17 protein-coding genes are annotated in these 17022 nt (G+C 71.1%); 8 read left to right on the top strand and 9 right to left on the bottom strand.

The window, feature by feature from the left end; translation table 11 throughout:
• Positions 1–347: 347 nt before the first annotated feature.
• The 4 genes from AWX74_RS21825 to AWX74_RS21810 all read right to left on the bottom strand — a co-directional run bounded on the left by AWX74_RS21825 (position 348) and on the right by AWX74_RS21810 (position 3876).
• On the bottom strand, positions 348–782 hold the full coding sequence (locus tag AWX74_RS21825) for a hypothetical protein (protein WP_091280043.1): 435 nt from the start codon (positions 780–782) through the stop codon (positions 348–350).
• A gap of 152 nt (positions 783–934) precedes the next feature.
• Entirely contained in the window at positions 935–1924 is a 990-nt protein-coding gene (locus AWX74_RS21820) for an NAD-dependent epimerase/dehydratase family protein (protein ID WP_091280039.1), read from the bottom strand.
• 10 nt (positions 1925–1934) lie between these two features.
• Positions 1935–3407, bottom strand: a complete 1473-nt coding sequence (locus AWX74_RS21815) for a helix-turn-helix domain-containing protein (protein ID WP_091280036.1) — start codon at positions 3405–3407, stop codon at positions 1935–1937.
• Between the two features lie 274 nt (positions 3408–3681).
• Positions 3682–3876 (bottom strand): hypothetical protein, encoded by a 195-nt coding sequence (locus AWX74_RS21810; protein WP_035953415.1) that lies wholly within the window; start codon positions 3874–3876, stop codon positions 3682–3684.
• Between the two features lie 351 nt (positions 3877–4227).
• Between AWX74_RS21810 and AWX74_RS21805 the strand changes: the two genes are divergently transcribed.
• The 7 genes from AWX74_RS21805 to AWX74_RS21775 all read left to right on the top strand — a co-directional run bounded on the left by AWX74_RS21805 (position 4228) and on the right by AWX74_RS21775 (position 10150).
• Positions 4228–5754 carry a nicotinate phosphoribosyltransferase gene (locus AWX74_RS21805; RefSeq protein WP_226931023.1) on the top strand — a complete coding sequence of 509 codons (1527 nt, stop codon included), beginning with the start codon at positions 4228–4230 and terminating at the stop codon, positions 5752–5754.
• 281 nt (positions 5755–6035) lie between these two features.
• Complete coding sequence (locus AWX74_RS21800) at positions 6036–6770, top strand: NUDIX hydrolase (RefSeq protein ID WP_054564568.1); 735 nt, start codon at positions 6036–6038, stop codon at positions 6768–6770.
• Between the two features lie 169 nt (positions 6771–6939).
• Complete coding sequence (gene clpS, locus AWX74_RS21795; protein ID WP_054564567.1) at positions 6940–7230, top strand: ATP-dependent Clp protease adapter ClpS; 291 nt, start codon at positions 6940–6942, stop codon at positions 7228–7230.
• A gap of 218 nt (positions 7231–7448) precedes the next feature.
• On the top strand, positions 7449–7988 hold the full coding sequence (locus AWX74_RS21790) for a DUF2017 domain-containing protein (RefSeq protein WP_035953419.1): 540 nt from the start codon (positions 7449–7451) through the stop codon (positions 7986–7988).
• Between the two features lie 213 nt (positions 7989–8201).
• Positions 8202–8606, top strand: a complete 405-nt coding sequence (locus tag AWX74_RS21785; RefSeq protein ID WP_311983919.1) for a M67 family metallopeptidase — start codon at positions 8202–8204, stop codon at positions 8604–8606.
• 201 nt (positions 8607–8807) lie between these two features.
• Positions 8808–9179 carry a MoaD/ThiS family protein gene (locus tag AWX74_RS21780; RefSeq protein WP_091280027.1) on the top strand — a complete coding sequence of 124 codons (372 nt, stop codon included), beginning with the start codon at positions 8808–8810 and terminating at the stop codon, positions 9177–9179.
• Positions 9180–9202: 23 nt separating this feature from the next.
• Entirely contained in the window at positions 9203–10150 is a 948-nt protein-coding gene (locus AWX74_RS21775) for a PLP-dependent cysteine synthase family protein (protein ID WP_091280022.1), read from the top strand.
• 162 nt (positions 10151–10312) lie between these two features.
• Here AWX74_RS21775 and rdgB read toward each other — a convergent pair whose 3' ends face one another.
• Genes rdgB through AWX74_RS21755 form a run of 4 tightly spaced genes read right to left on the bottom strand, consistent with a single transcriptional unit; the run spans position 10313 to position 13381 of the window.
• Positions 10313–10957 (bottom strand): RdgB/HAM1 family non-canonical purine NTP pyrophosphatase, encoded by a 645-nt coding sequence (gene rdgB, locus AWX74_RS21770; protein WP_091280018.1) that lies wholly within the window; start codon positions 10955–10957, stop codon positions 10313–10315.
• Positions 10954–11724, bottom strand: a complete 771-nt coding sequence (rph, locus tag AWX74_RS21765; protein ID WP_091280016.1) for a ribonuclease PH — start codon at positions 11722–11724, stop codon at positions 10954–10956. Before rph ends, rdgB begins: the two co-directional genes overlap by 4 nt.
• Positions 11725–11771: 47 nt before the next feature.
• Complete coding sequence (locus tag AWX74_RS21760; RefSeq protein WP_091280013.1) at positions 11772–12518, bottom strand: MBL fold metallo-hydrolase; 747 nt, start codon at positions 12516–12518, stop codon at positions 11772–11774.
• A complete protein-coding gene (locus tag AWX74_RS21755; protein WP_091280010.1) occupies positions 12515–13381 on the bottom strand; it encodes an aspartate/glutamate racemase family protein in 867 nt (288 codons plus the stop codon). Before AWX74_RS21755 ends, AWX74_RS21760 begins: the two co-directional genes overlap by 4 nt.
• 694 nt (positions 13382–14075) lie before the next feature.
• Here AWX74_RS21755 and AWX74_RS40815 point away from each other — a divergent pair.
• A complete protein-coding gene (locus AWX74_RS40815; protein WP_193209738.1) occupies positions 14076–14675 on the top strand; it encodes a hypothetical protein in 600 nt (199 codons plus the stop codon).
• Between the two features lie 39 nt (positions 14676–14714).
• Here AWX74_RS40815 and AWX74_RS21745 read toward each other — a convergent pair whose 3' ends face one another.
• Entirely contained in the window at positions 14715–16097 is a 1383-nt protein-coding gene (locus AWX74_RS21745; protein ID WP_091280007.1) for a transcriptional regulator, read from the bottom strand.
• Between the last annotated feature and the right edge of the window lie 925 nt (positions 16098–17022).

Here is a 17022-nt window from a genome sequence, read left to right as displayed (position 1 = left end):
CGCCCACGATTCACTGCGAGGCACGTCGAAGGTGCCTCGCAGTGCGGTGAATCCCCGACGACAGCCGCCAGATTAGTGTGCTCAGCTCACCAGGTGGAGTGTCAGGTTGCGCGAGGGCAGTTCCCGGCCAGGCAGGACCGGGCACGAGGCAGCCATGATGGATGCCTCCCTGGAAGGATATGACCTGCTTTATAACGTCTTGTCATGCCCTGCCGGGCCACGCTTTGGTCGGCAATCTGTCACGTTGCGTTGGAAAAAATTCTCCTGGCGGAGGGCAGTCCGTGTGCCACCCATGGTGAGGGTGGCCGGAAAGTGGTGGCCCGAGATCGTCTGGTGGCCCGAGACCGTCACAACTCGATGCGGGCGGCGTCGGTGAGAGCGGTGTGCCCGCCCTCCGTGAGGACACCGTCCGCGACGAAACCGTCCGCGTACTCGGTCGACTGCCGGGGGTGGGGCGGCGCGAAGACCGGAGCCCGCACCGCGGCACAGCGCCCCGCGGCGAGCAGGTCCGTGTCGGCGTCGACGTGAGCCTCGGACCGGACCTGGGCATGGGTGCCGGTGCTGGCCGGGGCGCCCGGGTTCGATGCGCCGGCCCCCACCGGCTCGCAGCGGTCCGCCCACACCCTGCGCCGGCTGGAGGTGGACCGGTCCTCCACCTCCAGCGGGGTCGGCACGCCGTTCAGGACGGCCTGCAGGTGGGCCCACTCGTGGGCGCGCTCCCAGCTCGGGAACGCCCCCAGATGCTCGCCCTCGTAGTCATAGACATGGAAGGGACGACCCACCGCTGCCCTCTCCTTCGGTCGGCTCGACTTCGTCGGCTCGGCTTTGGTCGGCTCATCGTTTCACGCCGGCCCGGGCCGATCGGGCATACCGACGAAACCCGCGCCGGGCAATCGGACGGGTCGGACGGTCAGGTGCTCAGCTGCTGAGGTGCTCAGGTGCCGATCGGGACGTCCGCCCGGCCGACCGGGACCGATTCGAGCACGGCGGTGGAGCGCCAGGCGTCCGCGACGATCCGCTCGATGGTCGAGGAGGGTGAGTTCCACCCGAGGTCGGCGCGGATCCGCGTGCTGTCGGCGATGAGCGCCCGTGGTTCGGGCACCGCGGGCAGGGTCACCCGCGGGACGTCCCGCCCCGTCACGCTCTCCACCGTCGCCAGTACGTCGGACACGCTCACCCCGACGCCGGAGCCGACGTTGTACACCGTGCACTGGCCGGGCACGACCGCGCGCAGCGCCGTCAGATAGGCCCGGGCCATGTCGACCACGTGCACGTACTCACGGATCGACGCGCCGTCGCCGTTCACCCGGAAGGCGTCCCGCCGCCCGGAGGCCACCCCGAGCGCGGCCGGGATGATCCGGCTGCTGTCGCGGTCGGAGTGGGAACCGACCGCACCGGCCACGTTGAACGAGCGCAGCACGATCGCGCCGAGCCGCCCGGTCGCGGCCTGATAGGCCACGGCCTGCTCGGCCGCCAGTTTTGAAGCTCCGTAGGGACTGGTCGGCGCGGCGGCGCGGGTCTCCGGGATCGGTGAGGTTCCACCGTCCCCGTAGACGGCGCAGCTGGAGCCGAACACGAACCGGGGGGCCACGCCGGTCGCCCGAGTGCCCGCATCGAGGGCCGCGAGCAGGTTGATTGTTCCGGTGACGTTCGCGGCGAAGTACCGCAGCGGCGTCTCGCGGGATTCCCGCACCCGGGTCAACGCGGCCAGGTGGCACACCCCGTCGAACCCGCGGCTGACGCCGGCCGCGGCGAGCTGACGCGGTTCGAGGAGGTCCGCCTGGACCACCTCGACCATCCGCGACAGCCGCGACCGCGCTGTCGCGTCCCGAACGAGGGCGGTGACCTGGTGGCCGGCGGCGCAGAGCAGGTCGGCGGTCACACCGCCGACGAACCCCGAGGCGCCGGTGACGAGGATGCGCACAGCGGCCTGATCAGACCGCTGACCGCGAGCGCAGGCCCGGCAGCAGGGTCTCCCGGTGCCGCCAGGCGAGCTCCAGGCAGGCCGCGGCGGACGGAGCGAGCGGCTCGGTGTCCACCAGCCGGCGCAGCGAGGCCTGGGTGAAGGGGATTCCCTCATGCGCCTGGCGGCCCGGTCCGGTCGACACGACCGATCCCTCGGCGTTGGTGCGGACCATGTCCGCGAACAGCGAGTCGAACGTGTCGGCCTCCACGACGAGCACGGTGAGGATCTCACCGAACAGCGTCAGGGCGTCCAGGCCGATCCCGAAGCAGAAGACCCGCAGGCCACCGGCCCGGCGTGCCTGCTCGAAGGAGCGGAACGGCTCGTCGGTGTCGTAGTCGATCGGCCGGGACGAGCTGCCGTCGTGCTCGGCGTTGCCGAGCAGTTCCTCGCTGAGCTCGCGCATGACGTTGCGCCACAGGTCGAAGTCGGCGTCGTGGTGGAACGGGGTGATGCCGGACGGCTGGAACACCCCGGCGGGCAGCACGTGGTAGACCCCGCCCGCGGTCGCCACCGAGCCGGCGCTGCGGCGGTGCAGCACGAAGCTGGCGCTGCCCCGGTCGAGGCGGATGGTCAGGGTGTTGATGGACGGCAGCGCGACGCGGCCGGCCAGGTCGAACGGGTCGCCGATGCGGCGGCGGAACGGCAGCGCGGGCCAGGCGAGCTCGCCGCCCATCATGGCCGCGGCGGTCTCGTGCGCCACGGTCTCGCAGACGTCGACCGCGTCGAAGTATGTGGTGTGTCCGAACGTGAGGGTCGGGGCGGCGCCGGCGGTCTCCGCGACGTCCAGCAGGCGGAAGCTCAGCCGGTTCTCGAAGAGGGTCGGCCGGTCGAGGTCGCGCATCGCCCGGGTGTAACGCTGGTAGCGGGACTGCGCGCCACCGTCGCCGACCAGCGGGCGGGTCGCGTCGGCCTCGGGCTCGGCTCCGGTGAGCGCCGGCTCACCGGCCGCCTCCTCCCAGCGCAGGCCGATGTCGTTGATGTCGACCGGCGTGTCCCACACCCAGCCGGGGCGGGCGAGCAGGCCGTTGCCGAGGCGGTAGGTCTCCGGGTACAGCCGCGCGGCGGCGCGCGCCAGGCTGATCCGGTGGTGGTTCAGGTGGTCGCGGGTGAGGCGCCAGGCGCGCTGGCTGCCGGCCACCTTCTCTACTGTCGAGCCGCGCGGTGGCTCACGACGCCGGTCGGCCAGACCGCCGGGGGCGAGTCCGACGTCCTCGGGTGACAGTCCGAGGTTGCGGGCGATGTGGCGCAGCGTGGAGATGTCGTGGATCGCCCGCCGACCGCTCTCGACCTTCGACACATAGGACTGGTCGAAGCCGAGAAGGTCGGCGAGTTGCTGCTGGGTCAGGCCATGGGCCTGCCGGTACGCCCGTAGCAGCGACCCGATTCCAACACTTGTTGGAGTCGGCCGCGGTGGGGTCCACAGCCAGGTTTGTCCAGTCACCCGCTGTCCTCTCGTCCGGCGTCGGAGTAACGCGAAGTGAGCATAACGAGTCAGGCATGTAGGGGCGTGAACACATAAATCGAACTGTGCGCATTATCCATCATTTATAGCGCACTGCGACGCCGCCGATACCTGCTGTTATTGGGGTGGGGACGGGGTGAACTCGCAGTGCGACGTTCCGGCGCGGGACCGGGTGATCGTGGTGGAAACCCCGGGGTGCCACGTCTTGGCCATTGGGCGCACTTCTGGAGTCTTTCGGCCCCTCGACTGGTGATCACCGATTAGCGGCCCCGTCCGCCAGATCAAGGAACACCACCACGATGATCAGTACAAACACCCAGCGCAGCAGGCCCATTCGCCCCCAGACCTCACGGACGAGGCTCCCTCCCGCGCGACGCCCGGCGACCAGCAGGGCGAGCAGCGCGCCGCCGACGACCACGAGGAAAACCCCGGCATAGCTTCGGTCCACGCGCACGACGATCTCACGGACCGGGGGTTCTTGGGACAGTAACTAAGTGGGTACCGGCCAGATCGCGCGTAACAGGCCGATCCCAGGCCCTGGTTGCGCTTCAGGGCGCCTTGATGGGGCGATCCTGGTTACGCTCCGTTAACGAGGCCTGTGTCGTGAATCACATAGCCTGATGAGTGTTTCGAGCCGCTCTCAGGCATACCCGGCCGTGTTGCTGGGTATGCCAGGGCGCGCACTCCAGGTGCCGCCTCCGGCGCCGCGGTCGGCGGCCTGGCCGGCGCCCGGCGCGGCGGCTCGCGGCCCGGTCGAGATGTGATGCGCCAGGCGGCTCTCGTCCCTACCCTGGTCCGGATGTCCACGGTCCCAACCCCCACGGCCCTGACGTCCTCGGCTCCGCAGTCCACCGTCCCGGCGCCGACAGGCCCGGCGTCCGCGGTCCCGACGTCTGCGGTTCCGACGCCCGCGGTCCCGACGTCTGCGGTTCCGACGTCCACGGCGTTGCTGACCGACCACTACGAGCTGACCATGCTGCAGGCGGCCCTGCGCTCGGGCATGGCCGGCCGCCGGGCGGTCTTCGAGGTCTTCACCCGCTCCCTGCCGGCCGGCCGCCGCTTCGGCGTCCTCGCCGGGACGGGCCGCCTGCTCGCCGCCATCGAACAGTTCCGGTTCGGTCCGCGGGAGACAGAGCACCTGCGGTCCACCGGCGTCGTCGACGACCGGACCGTCGACTGGCTGGCCGGCTACCGGTTCGGCGGCGACATCCACGGATTCGCGGAGGGGGAGCCCTTCCTGCCGGGAACCCCTGTCCTGGTGGTGGAGGGCACGTTCGCCGAGTGCGTTCTGCTGGAGACGCTCGTGCTGTCCGTGCTCAACCACGACAGTGCCGTCGCGGCGGCCGGTGCCCGCATGGTCGCCGCCGCGGGAGACCGGCCCTGCCTGGAGATGGGTGGCCGGCGCACCCACGAGCAGGCCGCGGTGGCAGCGGCCCGCGCGGCCTACATCGTCGGGTTCGCCGGGACGTCCAACCTGGAGGCGGCGCGCGGCTACGGCGTGCCCAGCGCCGGGACCAGCGCACATGCCTTCACCCTCGTCCACGACGACGAGACGGCCGCCTTCGCCGCCCAGGTGGCCGCGCTCGGCGCCGGCACCACGCTGCTGGTGGACACCTACGACATCACCACCGGCATCGCGAACGCGGTGGCGGCCGCGGGCACCGGCCTCGGCGCGATCCGGATCGACAGCGGTGACCTGGCCGCCGGCGCCCGCGCCGCCCGGGCCCAGCTCGACGCGCTCGGTGCGGTAACGACCCGCATCGTCGTCACCGGCGATCTGGACGAGCACGCGATCGCCCGCCTCGCCGCGGCGCCGGTCGACAGCTACGGGGTGGGCACCAGCCTGGTGACCGGCTCGGGCGCGCCCACCGCCGGCTTCGTCTACAAGCTGGTCGAGGCCGATGGCCGCCCGGTGGCCAAGACCTCGATCGGCAAAGGCACCCGCGGTGGGCGCAAGGAGATCGTGCGCCGTTTCGGCCCGGACGGATCGGCGGTCGCCGACGTCATCATCCCGGGCGGCGAGTGGCCGGGAGCGGCCCGGGCCCGCGGCGCGGCTCCCGCGGCTCCCGCGAATGCCGCCGATCCCGCGGATGCCGCCGATCCCGCGGCACGAGCAGCCCCCGCGGACCGGCCGCTGCTCGTGCCGCTGATGCGGGCCGGCGCGGTGGTGGCCGAGACCCTGGTCGGCGCGGCCGGTGTCACCCGCGCCCGGGACCATCACCGGGCGGCGCTGGCGTCACTGCCGGCCGCGGCCCGGGATGTCCGCTACGGGCAGCCATGCCTGCCGGTTGTCGTCGCGGGCGATGGAACCCGACCCGTTTCCTGACGGACAGCAAGAGTCGAGGATCTTCGTACCTCACGGGCAGCAAGCGCTGAGGATTCTGGTCGCTCTCGCAACCATGAGCCTCAGATCTTGCGTGGCAGCAACGCCAGCTGCGGTGGCAGCTCGAAGCCGCGGCTCGAAGATCCGAGGATTTTGGTCGTTGCGGCGACCATGATCCTCGGATCTTGCCCGGTAGCAAAGCCAGTCGCGTTGGCAGCCTGGGCCCAGGACGCGGCCGGAGGGCCGCCGGGGTGGCACGCCACCGCTGCGGCCAGACTTGCCCGGTGGCCACAAACCCGCCGTCGAACGCCGCGATTCCGGCTGCCGCCGCGATTCCGGCTGTCGCCGTGAGCGTCGACGTCGTGCTGCTGACCCTGCGGTCGGGGCGGCTGTGCGTCCTCGTCAGCCAGCGGGCCACCGAGCCCTTCTGCGGATCCTGGGCGCTGCCGGGCGGGTTCGTGGCGGCCGACGAGGATCTCGACTCCTCGGCGCGGCGCCAGCTCGCCGAGGAGACCGGGGTGACGACCACCGGCCACCTCGAACAGCTGCGCACCTACGGCTGCCCCCATCGGGACCCGCGCACCAGGGTGGTCAGCGTGGCCTACCTCGCGCTGCTGCCGAACCTCCCTCAGCCCACCACCGGGCGGGACGGGCAGCACGCCCGGTGGTGGCCGGTCGAGGACCTCGGCTCCGCGGACGGGCCGACCCTGGCCTTCGACCATCCGCAGATCGTGGCGGACGGGGTGGAACGGGCCCGCGGGAAGCTGGAGTACACGCCGCTGGCGGCGGCGTTCTGCGAGGAGCCGTTCACCCTGGCCGACCTGCGCCGGGTGTACGAGGCCGCCTGGGGCGTAGTGCTCGATCCACCCAACTTCCGGCGCAAGGTGCTCTCCACCCCGGGCTTCGTCGTGGCGGTCGGGCAACGGTCCTCCCCGCGGGGCGGCGGACGCCCGGCCGAGCTGTACCGGCTCGGTTCGGCGACGGCCCTGCACCCACCACTGCTGCGCCGCTCGGTCTGACCGCCGTTCCGCCCGCTCTGACCGCCGTGCCGCCCGGTTCTGGCGTCCGAACCGGGCGGCCGGGCGATGTTCCGTACTGTTTGTAGTTCTTCGGGTGCGCGGGACGAGAAGGCGCGGCAGTGCGCGTGCGGTCGTGAGCCCGCGGGCGGGAGGGGTAACAATAGACCTCGTGTCCGTCACCGCCGTGTCGCCGGTCGAAGTCGAGGACGTTGAGGACCTCCCCGAGGACGAACGTCTTTGGGTCACCATCGTCTGGAACGATCCGATCAACCTCATGTCGTACGTGACGTACGTCTTCCGCAAGCTTTTCGGCTACAGCGAGCGGAAGGCGACGAAGCTCATGCTGGACGTCCATCACAAGGGCCGGGCAACGGTCACGTCCGGTACCCGCGAGGAGATGGAGGCGGCCGCCGAGCGGCTGCACACCTACGGCCTGTGGGCCACCATCGCGCAGGACTGAGCGTGGCTACGGGGCTGCCGTCACGTGGGTTCGCGGTACCGGCCTGGGCGGCGGGTGCGGTCCGGGTGGCGGTCGGCGCGGTGGGTGTGGCCGGTGCCGTCGGTGTGACAGCCCGGTGGCTGTGGGCCGTAGGCTGGCGGCGGCCGGTGCCGTCGGCCAGGCCCGTGGGTGACCGCGTTCCCCGGCTGGCGGCCATCCGAGCGACGACCCAGGGGTGGATGCGTGTGAACGGTTTCCGGCGGACGAGTGCCGGGATCGAGCTGCGGCTTCCCCGGCTCGAGTCGACGCTGCTCACCGAGCTGCTGGAGCAGGTCGACGGGCTGCTGCAGCCGCCGCCGGTCGACGATCCGCTGGAGGCGCTGGTCGGCCTGCGTGACACCGCGCCCCCGCCGCCGGAGGACCCGGCGGTGGCGCGGCTGCTGCCCGACCCCTACCCGGACGACCCGATGGCCTCCGGCGACTTCCGCCGCCGCCGGACGGACGAGGCGCTGGCTCACAAACGCGACGCCGCCGCCCGGGTGCTGGCCGCGGTGCCGGCCCCCGGTGACGTCCTGCTGCTCGACGAGGCCGCCGCCCAGGACTGGCTGACGGTGCTCAACGACCTGCGGCTGGTGCTCGGCACCCGGCTCGGGCTCACCGACGACGAGTCGACCGAGGAGCTCGACCGGCTCAGCCCGGACGATCCGCGGCTACCGATGGCCGCCGTCTACAGCTTCCTGACCGAGCTGCTCGACGAGCTGACGCGGACCCTGCTCTGATCCTGTTCCCGACCTTGCTCTGATCTTGCTCCGGCTCTGTCTCCGGCTCTGTCTCCGGCCCGGCGCCGCCCCTGTTCCGGCCTGCGCTGGTGCGGCGACCGGACCGGAAGTGGGGCGCAGCTCACGCGGCGCCACCTGCTGCAGGCGGGCTGAGGTCAGGTGTGTGTTCGCATGGACGCCCGATCCGGCCCATCCGCGTCGTACGGTTGTCGCGTGCTGCGCATCGACCGAACCCACTACGAGGCGATCGTCGCCCATGCCCGCCGTGACCATCCAGACGAGGCGTGCGGGCTCATCGCCGGTCCCATCGGCTCGGACCGGCCGGAGCGGTTCGTCCCGATGCTCAACGCCGAGCGTTCGCCCACCTACTACCGTTTCGACGACGCGGAGAAGCTCCGGGTCTTCCGGGAGATGGACGATCGCGACGAGGAACCCGTGGTGATCTACCACTCGCACACCGCCACCGAGGCCTACCCGTCGCGGACGGACATCTCACAGGCGAGCATCCCGGATGCGCACTACGTGCTGGCGTCGACGCGGGATCCGGAGACGGCCGAGTTCCGATCCTTCCGGATCGTGGACGGCGAAGTCACTGAGGAGCAGGTGGAAATCCTCTGACCCCGCTGTGACGTTCTCCCAGAGGACGCGACGGCTCGGGCATCCGGTCCGGGGGCCTGCGAGCATGGGCACCCGGCCGAGTCGGATTCCGACGTGTCCGCAAGCAGCTGTCCGGAAGCGGGCAGCAGACGTGTCACGCCGCCCACGGTGGGCGGCTCGCCGCGCGGCGGATCCGCCAGCGGTAACCGAGGAAGGAGCACCATGGCAGTCCAGGTCCGTGTGCCGACGATCCTGCGCAACTACACAGGAGGCGCCAAGCTGGTCGAGGGCACGGGCGACACGCTCGCGGCGCTCTTCCTGGATCTCGAGTCCCGCCACCCGGGCCTGCGCGGCCGGCTGATCGCCAGCGAGGGCGAGGGTGATGGCGAGGCCCAGCTGCACCGCTTCGTGAACATCTACGTCAACGACGAGGACGTCCGCTTCCTCGGCAGCCTCGACGCCAAGATCAGCGACGGCGACAATGTGACCATCCTCCCCGCCGTGGCCGGTGGCTCCGCCACCGCTGGTGCCGCCGGTGCCTCCGTCGTGGTCTGTGGCTCCACCGGCACCGCCGTGGGCATGCGGCTTCTCTGATCAGGGCGGGCAGGTCCCCACTCATGCGTTACGAATCCCTGGTGGACTCGGTCGGCCGCACCCCCCTGGTCGGCCTTCCGCGGTTGTCACCCTCCGCCGAGGTCCGACTCTGGGCGAAGCTGGAGCAGGACAACCCCACCGGATCGATCAAGGACAGAGCGGCCCTGTGGATGGTCGCGGACGGGGAGAAGCGCGGCCTGCTCTCCCCGGGCGCGACGATCCTGGAGCCGACGTCCGGGAACACCGGTATCTCACTGGCGATGGTGTGCAGCCAGAAGGGGTACCGGCTGATCTGCGTGATGCCGGAGAACACCTCCGTGGAGCGCCGCCAGCTGCTCCAGATGTGGGGCGCCGAGATCGTCTACTCGCCGGCCGCCGGCGGCTCGAACGAGGCGGTGGCGGTGGCGAAGCGCCTCGCCGCGGAGAACCCGGACTGGGTCATGCTCTACCAGTACGGCAATCCGGCGAACGCGCAGGCTCACTACGAGACGACCGGTCCGGAGATCCTGGCGGATCTGCCGAACATCACCCACTTCGTCGCCGGGCTCGGAACCACCGGCACGCTGATGGGAACCGGTCGGTACCTGCGGGAGAACGTCCCCGACATCTCGATCGTGGCCGCCGAGCCGCGGTACGGCGAGCTGGTCTACGGCCTGCGCAACATCGACGAGGGGTTCGTCCCCGAGCTCTACGACGCGTCCGTGCTGACCTCCCGCTACTCGGTCGGCCCGCGCGACGCCCTGCGCCGCACCAGGGAGCTGGTGCAGCAGGAGGGCATCTTCGCGGGCATCTCGACCGGTGCGATCCTGCACGCCGCCCTGGGGCAGGCCGAGCGGGCGGTTCGTGAGGGGCGGCGGGCGGACATCGCGTTCATCGTCTGCGACGGCGGGTGGAAGTACCTGTCGACGGGTGCCTACGCGGGCACCCTCGCCGAGGCGGAGGCCGCGCTGGAGGGCCAGCTCTGGGCCTGAACAGCTCTCCGGGCCCGAACAGCTGTCCGGGCCCGAGCAGCTCCGGGTCTCCAGGCCCGAACAGCTCCGGGCCTGACCTCGGGCCCAGCCCGCGCCCTGGTTCCCGGTCGCTTCCCGTCCGTCCGGGTCAGGCCGGTCGGTGTTGGCACGACCGGCCTGACCTCAGGCCGGTCGTCGGCCGCCCAGCTGGTCGGCGATGACGGTCGCCAGCTCGCGCAGCGCCTTGCCCCGATGGCTGATCAGGTCCTTCTCGTCCGCGGTGAGCTCGGCGTTCGTCCTGGTCTCGCCATCGGCGACGAACAGCGGGTCGTAGCCGAAACCGCCCTCGCCGCGTCCGGCGGTCAGCAGCCGACCGCGTAGCGAGCCGTGGACGACGTGCTCGGCGCCGTCGGGGGTGACCAGCGCGGCGGCGCACACGAAGGCCGCCCCGCGGCGCTCGGCCTCCACATCGTCGAGCTGCGCCAGCAGGAGCGCGTTGTTCGCGGCGTCCCGGTCCGCGCGGGTTCCGGCGCGGACACCGGCCCAGCGGGCCGAGCGCACCCCGGGCATCCCGGCGAGCTCGTCCACGGCGAGCCCCGAGTCGTCCGCGATCGCGGCGAGTCCGGTGGTGGCGACCGCGTCCCGTGCCTTGATCAGCGCGTTCTCGGCGAACGTCGAACCGGTCTCCGCCACCTCGGGGCCGGGTGGCAGCGCCACCACCTCGATCGCCAGGCCCGTGCCGGTGAGGATCCGGTCAAGCTCGCGAAGCTTCCCGTCATTCCGGCTGGCCAGGACGACCCGCCACGGGCCCGCGCCGGTGGCGGTCACCGCGAGCCAGCCGACTTCGCCCCGGGGAGGGCGCGTTCCGGGCGTGGCGGGCCGGCGGGGGCCGGCTGGGCCAGAGCCACGTTCTGGATCTCGGTGAGCCGGGTGCAGCCCGCGGTCGCGAGGTCCAGCAGCTCGTCCAGGGCGGCCCGGTCGAACGGGGTGCCCTCGGCGGTGCCCTGGACCTCGACGAAGCCGCCGGCGCCGGTGCAGACGACGTTCATGTCCGTGTCCGCCGTGGAGTCCTCGGCGTAGGCGAGGTCGAGCATCGGAACGCCCTTGACGATGCCGACACTGACCGCGCAGACGCTGGTGACGATCGCGGACGGACGTCCGAGCCACCGGCAGGCGTCCGCGAGTGCCACGTACGCGCCGGTGATCGCCGCTGTGCGGGTGCCGCCGTCCGCGAGCAGGACGTCGCAGTCGATGGCGATGGTGTTCTCGCCGAGCGCCTTCAGGTCGATCGCCGCGCGCAGGCTGCGCCCGATCAGCCGGGAGATCTCATGGGTGCGCCCGCCGATCCGCCCCCGCACCGACTCCCGGTCGTTTCGGGTGTGGGTCGCCCGGGGCAGCATCGAGTACTCGGCGGTCACCCAGCCGAGGCCGCTGCCCTTGCGCCATCGTGGGACGCCCTCGGTGACGGATGCGGCGCACAGCACCCTGGTGAGCCCAGCGGAGATCAGCGCCGATCCCTCCGCGTGCTCCTGCCAGCCCCGCACGATCGTGATGTCGCGGAGCTGGTCGGTCTTCCTGCCATCGACTCGGATCACGGGAGGAGACCCTATCCGCGTGCGTGACCGGGCCTGCGAGGCGCTGCTCAGAGCTCGTAGACCGCCCCGGTGCTGGCCAGGCTCAGGTCCCCGTCGAACGCGTCCCGGGCCTCGCCATGGGTGCGTTCCACGTTTCCCCAGGGCACCAGGTGCGTCAGCACGAGCCGGCCGACGTCGGCCCTGGTCGCGTGCACGCCGGCGTCCTTGCCGGTCAGGTGCAGATCCGGCGGGTTGTCCTCGCCGTCGAGGAAGGACGCCTCGCACAGGAACAGATCGCTGCCCTGGGCCAGCCGCACGAGCCGGTCGCACGCACCGGTGTCACCGGAGTAGGTCAGGGTCCTACCGCCGGCGTTGATCCGCACGCCGTAGGCCTCGATGGGATGCGCGACCCGGGCCAGGTCGATCCCGAAGGGCCCGATGTGCAGGCGGCCGGGCCCGATCGTGCGGAAGTCGTAGATGTCGGCGAGGGAGTCGTCCGGCCAGCGCTCGAACGCCCCGCACAGGCGCTCCTGGGTGTTGATCGGCCCGTAGACCGGGAGCTTGGGCGGCATCCCCTCGGGGTGGTAGCGCCGCGCGTAGGAGGTGGCGACCAGGTCCAGGCAGTGGTCCCCGTGCAGATGGCTCAGCAGGACGGCGTCGACGTCGCGGATGTCGCAGTGGTTCTGCAGCTCGCCGACGGAGCCGTTGCCGGCGTCCAGAACGAGGCGGAAGCCGTCCTGCTCGATCAGGTAGGACGAACAGGCGGAGGCGGGCCCCGGGTAGGTGCCCGAACAGCCGAGGATCGTGAGCTTCATCGGGCGACCACCTGGCGGACCTGACAGGTCTGGCGGATCGAGCGGGTCCGGCGGTTCTGGCGGATCGGCTGGGTCTGGCGGATCGGCCGGGTCTGGCGAAGCCGACGGGTCCGGGACGCGGCCGGGGCGCCGGGAGCCGGGAGCCGATGGGCCGGTGGTGGTAGATCGGGATCGCGGAAGCGGCCGTCGCGGGGTGGTACCCGGCGGGCCAGTGCCCGGTCAGTGGCCTCTGCCGTCTCCTGCGCACTGCGCACGAGTGTGACCCCCTCTCCCGGAACAAGCCCGATCACACCGGTCAGCAGTGGATAGTGGGTGCAACCAAGAATCACTGTGTCCACATCGGCTTCCTGCAGCGGCGCGCGATACGCCTCGGTCAGTCCCAGCAGCTCTCGCCCGGACGTGATGCCCTCCACGACGAAGGCGCCGAAAGCCGGGCACGCCACACTTACCAGTTCCGTCCCGGAGGCCGCGGAAAAAGCGTCCTCATAGGCCCGACTGGTGTTGGTGGCGACCGTTCCGACGACTCCCACCCGACCACTCCGTGTTGCTGCTACGGCACGGCAGGTCGTGGGCACAATGACCTCGACGACCGGTACGTCATAACGTTCCCGGGCATCGCGCAGGCATGCCGCGCCCGCGGAGTTGCCTGCGATGACGAGAAGCTTCACGCTCGCGGCGACAGGCTGGCCCAGCACCGCCGGTGCAGGTGGGCGGACCTCGGCGCCGGGTCGCGGGCCGTACGGCGCGCTTACGGTTTCGCCGAGGTGGAGCAGGGGCCGCGCTGGGAGTTGCGCCCCGATCGCGGGCGCAACGGTGCGACCACCGACTCCGCTGTCGAACACTCCGATGGGCGCGCCACTCATGAGCGATGAGACTAAGCCGGAAACCTGTCAGCCACCCTGTGGCTGTCGTCACGGGGGCGGTGTCCGATCCCGGACAGTCCGTGCGTCATGGACATGCTCCGCGTTGCGGGGCGGGGTGCGCATTCCCGTCAGCGACGAACCCGTCCAGCTCGTGCCGTGTCGGGTCAGGGCGGCGCCATGGAGGGTGGCGGCCTGACTCGGCCCGCAAGGGGGAGTGGGCCGCCGGCCGCCTCGCTCCAGTGATGGATCTCTCTCCCTGCGCAGCACCCTTTCCCGGGGGCATTGGTGGGTACTGCCGCATGTGTCCGTCTCGTTACTTCATAGGGGGACAGGGTGAGCAAACTGGGTGTACGCTAGAACTACCTGTAGTCGATCAGTGACTAAAAGCTATCGACCAGGTAGGTTGAGGACGCGACTGAGGTGTCCGGGTCGTTCCAATCCGTCCCCGACCCGTGACACCCCAGTCGCATCCTTGATCATGCGCCCGTGCATCGTCCGAAGCGCCCGCAACCCCCGCCATATGTCGAGGTCACGTGTTTGCGGACCGTGGTGCTCAGTCCTGCTCGGATGGCGGCGGCGGGCCCGCCGGAGGTGGTCCGTGTTGCCGCTGACCTGCGGTGCTGCGCCCTTACGGCACTGTCGGGTTGGCGTCGATCGACCCCAGCAGGCCGGTCTGAGGCGTAGGAAGGCAACCGTGGCTCGGTTCATCACGGTGGCGGTCGACGCTCCGGCTTCGGGGGTCGGGGCACTGATCGCACATGCCGCGCCGCTGTCGCCGGCATCGGTGTTGCTGGTCGCAATGATCATCATCGTCGTCCTGGGGGTCAACATCTCTGCCTGGCTTGTGGTCCCGAAGGTCATCGAGTCCGCCTGCGCCTCGCTGCGCCCCACCGGTGCGGGGTGGGAGCAGCCAGGCCGGGGCAGGTCCGGCCGTGGCCGTGACCCCGACGGCGAGTGGGCCTCCTCCACCGAATGGCAGTCGGAGGCGTGGTCGTCGAGCTGGGACTACGCCGGCAGCGACACAGCGGACGGCGCCGACGACGACTGGAACGTCTCCGACTCCCGGGACCGGCGTCACCGTGAATCCGGCGCTGGAGCGAAGGACGAGCACACCGCGGTGCCTTTTGGTTTCTCCTGGGGCGGCGACCATCCGTCCGCGGAGCGCGACAGCGCCGCCACGATCCCGCCGGACTCGTCCGACGGCTTCTCCGCGGCCTCGGGCCGCTCGTCAGCCTCGGGCCGCTCGTCGTCGAGCGGCCCCCACCGGGCCGAGGACCGCCCCGCGAAGCCGTAGAGGTCCGGGATCGGCGGCGGCCCTGGCGATCCGCGGCGGTCAGGCCAGCAGTTCGTCCCGGTGCTGCCAGGCCAGCGCGATCAGTGCCGCCCCCGCGGCCTGTACCCGCTCCTGCCCGACCAGCCGCTCGACACCGGCCGCGGTGAACGGAACGCCGGCGAGCACGGTGCCCTCGGAGTTCAGCGTGACCAGCCCGGCGAACAGCGTGTCGAAGACCGGCGCCTCGAACACCGCGACGACCAGCAGATCGGTGGCGAAGGTCAACGGATCGACACCCAGGCCCAGCACCGACACGCGCACGTCGCCGGCTCGCGCCGCCCGCGTCAGCTCGGCGGCGAACGGCCAGGCATCGTAGGCGATGGGGTGCTGGTCACTGCCGTACTCCTCCGCGGTGCCCAACAGCTCCTCGGAATACTCCCGAGTGATGCACCGCCAGAGATCGAAGTCGTTGCGCACATTCCAGCCCGCCGGGCCAGACGGCTGGAAGATCCCCGCCGGGACGACCTGCAGCAGCCCGCCGGCATGACCGACCTTCGCCGGATCCCGCCGGTGCAGCAGGATGCTGCTACCAGTGCTACCAGTGCTACCAGTGCTACCAGTGCTACCAGTGCTACCAGTGCTACCAGTGCTACCAGTGCTACCAGTGCTACTGGTAACGCTGCCGGGAGCGCGGTCGGCGGAGCGGTCGAGGCGGATCGTGAGTGTGCTGATCGCCAGGTTCGCCGGCCGGCGCAGAAGGTCCCACGGCTCGCCCACCGCGCGTCGTAGCGGCAGCTCGTCCGCGGTCGCAGCGGGCGACGCGCCGGTATCGGGCCGGGCGCCCAGCTCCCGGGCGGCGAACTCGTGCGCGCAGGCCTCGCCTACGTCGATCGCGTCGAAGTAGCTACCGAGGCCGAAGGCCAGCCGCCCACGCCGTCCCGGTAACGACAGGTCGGCCTCGCGCAGCCGGTAGGTGGGCAGATCCGCGAACACGGCGGGACGGTCGATCTCGGCCATCACCGCGGTGTAGGCCTCGTACCGTCGCCCGTCGGCGCGCAGCGGTCGGACACCCTCGCCACTGGCCCCCCGGCCCGTCACCGGCCCAGGACGAGATCCTGTCGGCGCCGTGGTCCCGGGGTCCAGGTCGATCGCGACGTCGGCCAGGTGCAGCGGTCGAGGCGGGATCCAGTGCGGTGCAGCCAACAAGGGCGTCCCGGCCACCCGCGAGGCCGCCGGGTACTCCTGGGCCGCCGTCAGCGCGAGCTCGAACCGCCGGCGCCTGAGCTCGCCCCGGACCCGAGCCCATTCCCTCTCGCCGGCGGTCCTGGCCTCCCGCGAGGCTCCACCTTGCGGGGTCTCGCTGACCTGGGCTTCGTCGACCGGGGTCCCGCTGGCCGTGGCGTCACCGGAGGAGGCACTGCGGTTCAGGGCGCCACCCGTCATCGGTCTGGTGGCGTGGAGATCCCGCCGTTGACGGCGGGGAGCGGACGCCGTCCCATCGTGGTGATCATGTGTGGGTTTCCGTTTCGTGGATGGGTGGGGCTCTCGGTATCGGCTTCGCCCGACAGCCTGATGGGCGGTGACGGCCGCCCACTTCGGTGCCGCTGGTGATCCTACGGAAACATTGGGATGTTACTGACGTTCAGGTTGAAACCGAACCAGGGCGGGTAGCCGGACGGCGTTGAAAGTGCCGGCACGCCGGTGCTGGATACCGGTATCGGGTCGGTGACAGCGCTCTGGTGGCATGAGGGTCGAACTTTTCGCACTGAGTCGGTTTTCGGGGGAAAATCCCGGGCACAATGGAAACACCTGGGACGCCTCGCGCGCGGGCGTCCCCGCCCATCCCGCCAACCACACCATCCGGCCACACTCCATCCGGCGGGCAGTGACACGAGCCGTGAATGGCATGCCCGAGTGCCGCGGGCCGAGCACCAGGCGTGTCGTGGCAGGCCCGGAGCGTGTCCACGCCTGACGATCCATGCTGAGGCGACGACCGGCGCAGCGCCCTGCCGGTCGGGTGGGGCGCTGCCGATGCCGTGAAGAGCCGTTACCTGATGTGTACTCGCTCGACGTGTGCCGGAATAGGTGAAATCGCCAGTATGGGAAAGGTGGCGAGACCATGTCCCGTCGCGGCACGGCGTCGGTGGGCGCTGCCACTGTGAGGAAAGCTCGGCCGTCACCGGCGACTGTCGAGTCTCGTAGCTTGTAGGACCGCGGTTATTCTTGGCGGTACGACGTTGGAGGTGACGTCATGATTTTTCAGTCTCTTCTGCTTGATCGGGTGGGTGCCCGTGTTCGCCGGCGGCCGTCCGCGGCGCGTCGGTCAGCCGCGAGGTCTGGCAGCACACCCATCGCGACCACCTCGGTC

Source organism: Parafrankia irregularis (genome assembly GCF_001536285.1).
Taxonomy (GTDB): Bacteria; Actinomycetota; Actinomycetes; order Frankiales; family Frankiaceae; genus Parafrankia; species Parafrankia irregularis.
This window is presented reverse-complemented; position numbering and strand designations above follow the sequence as displayed.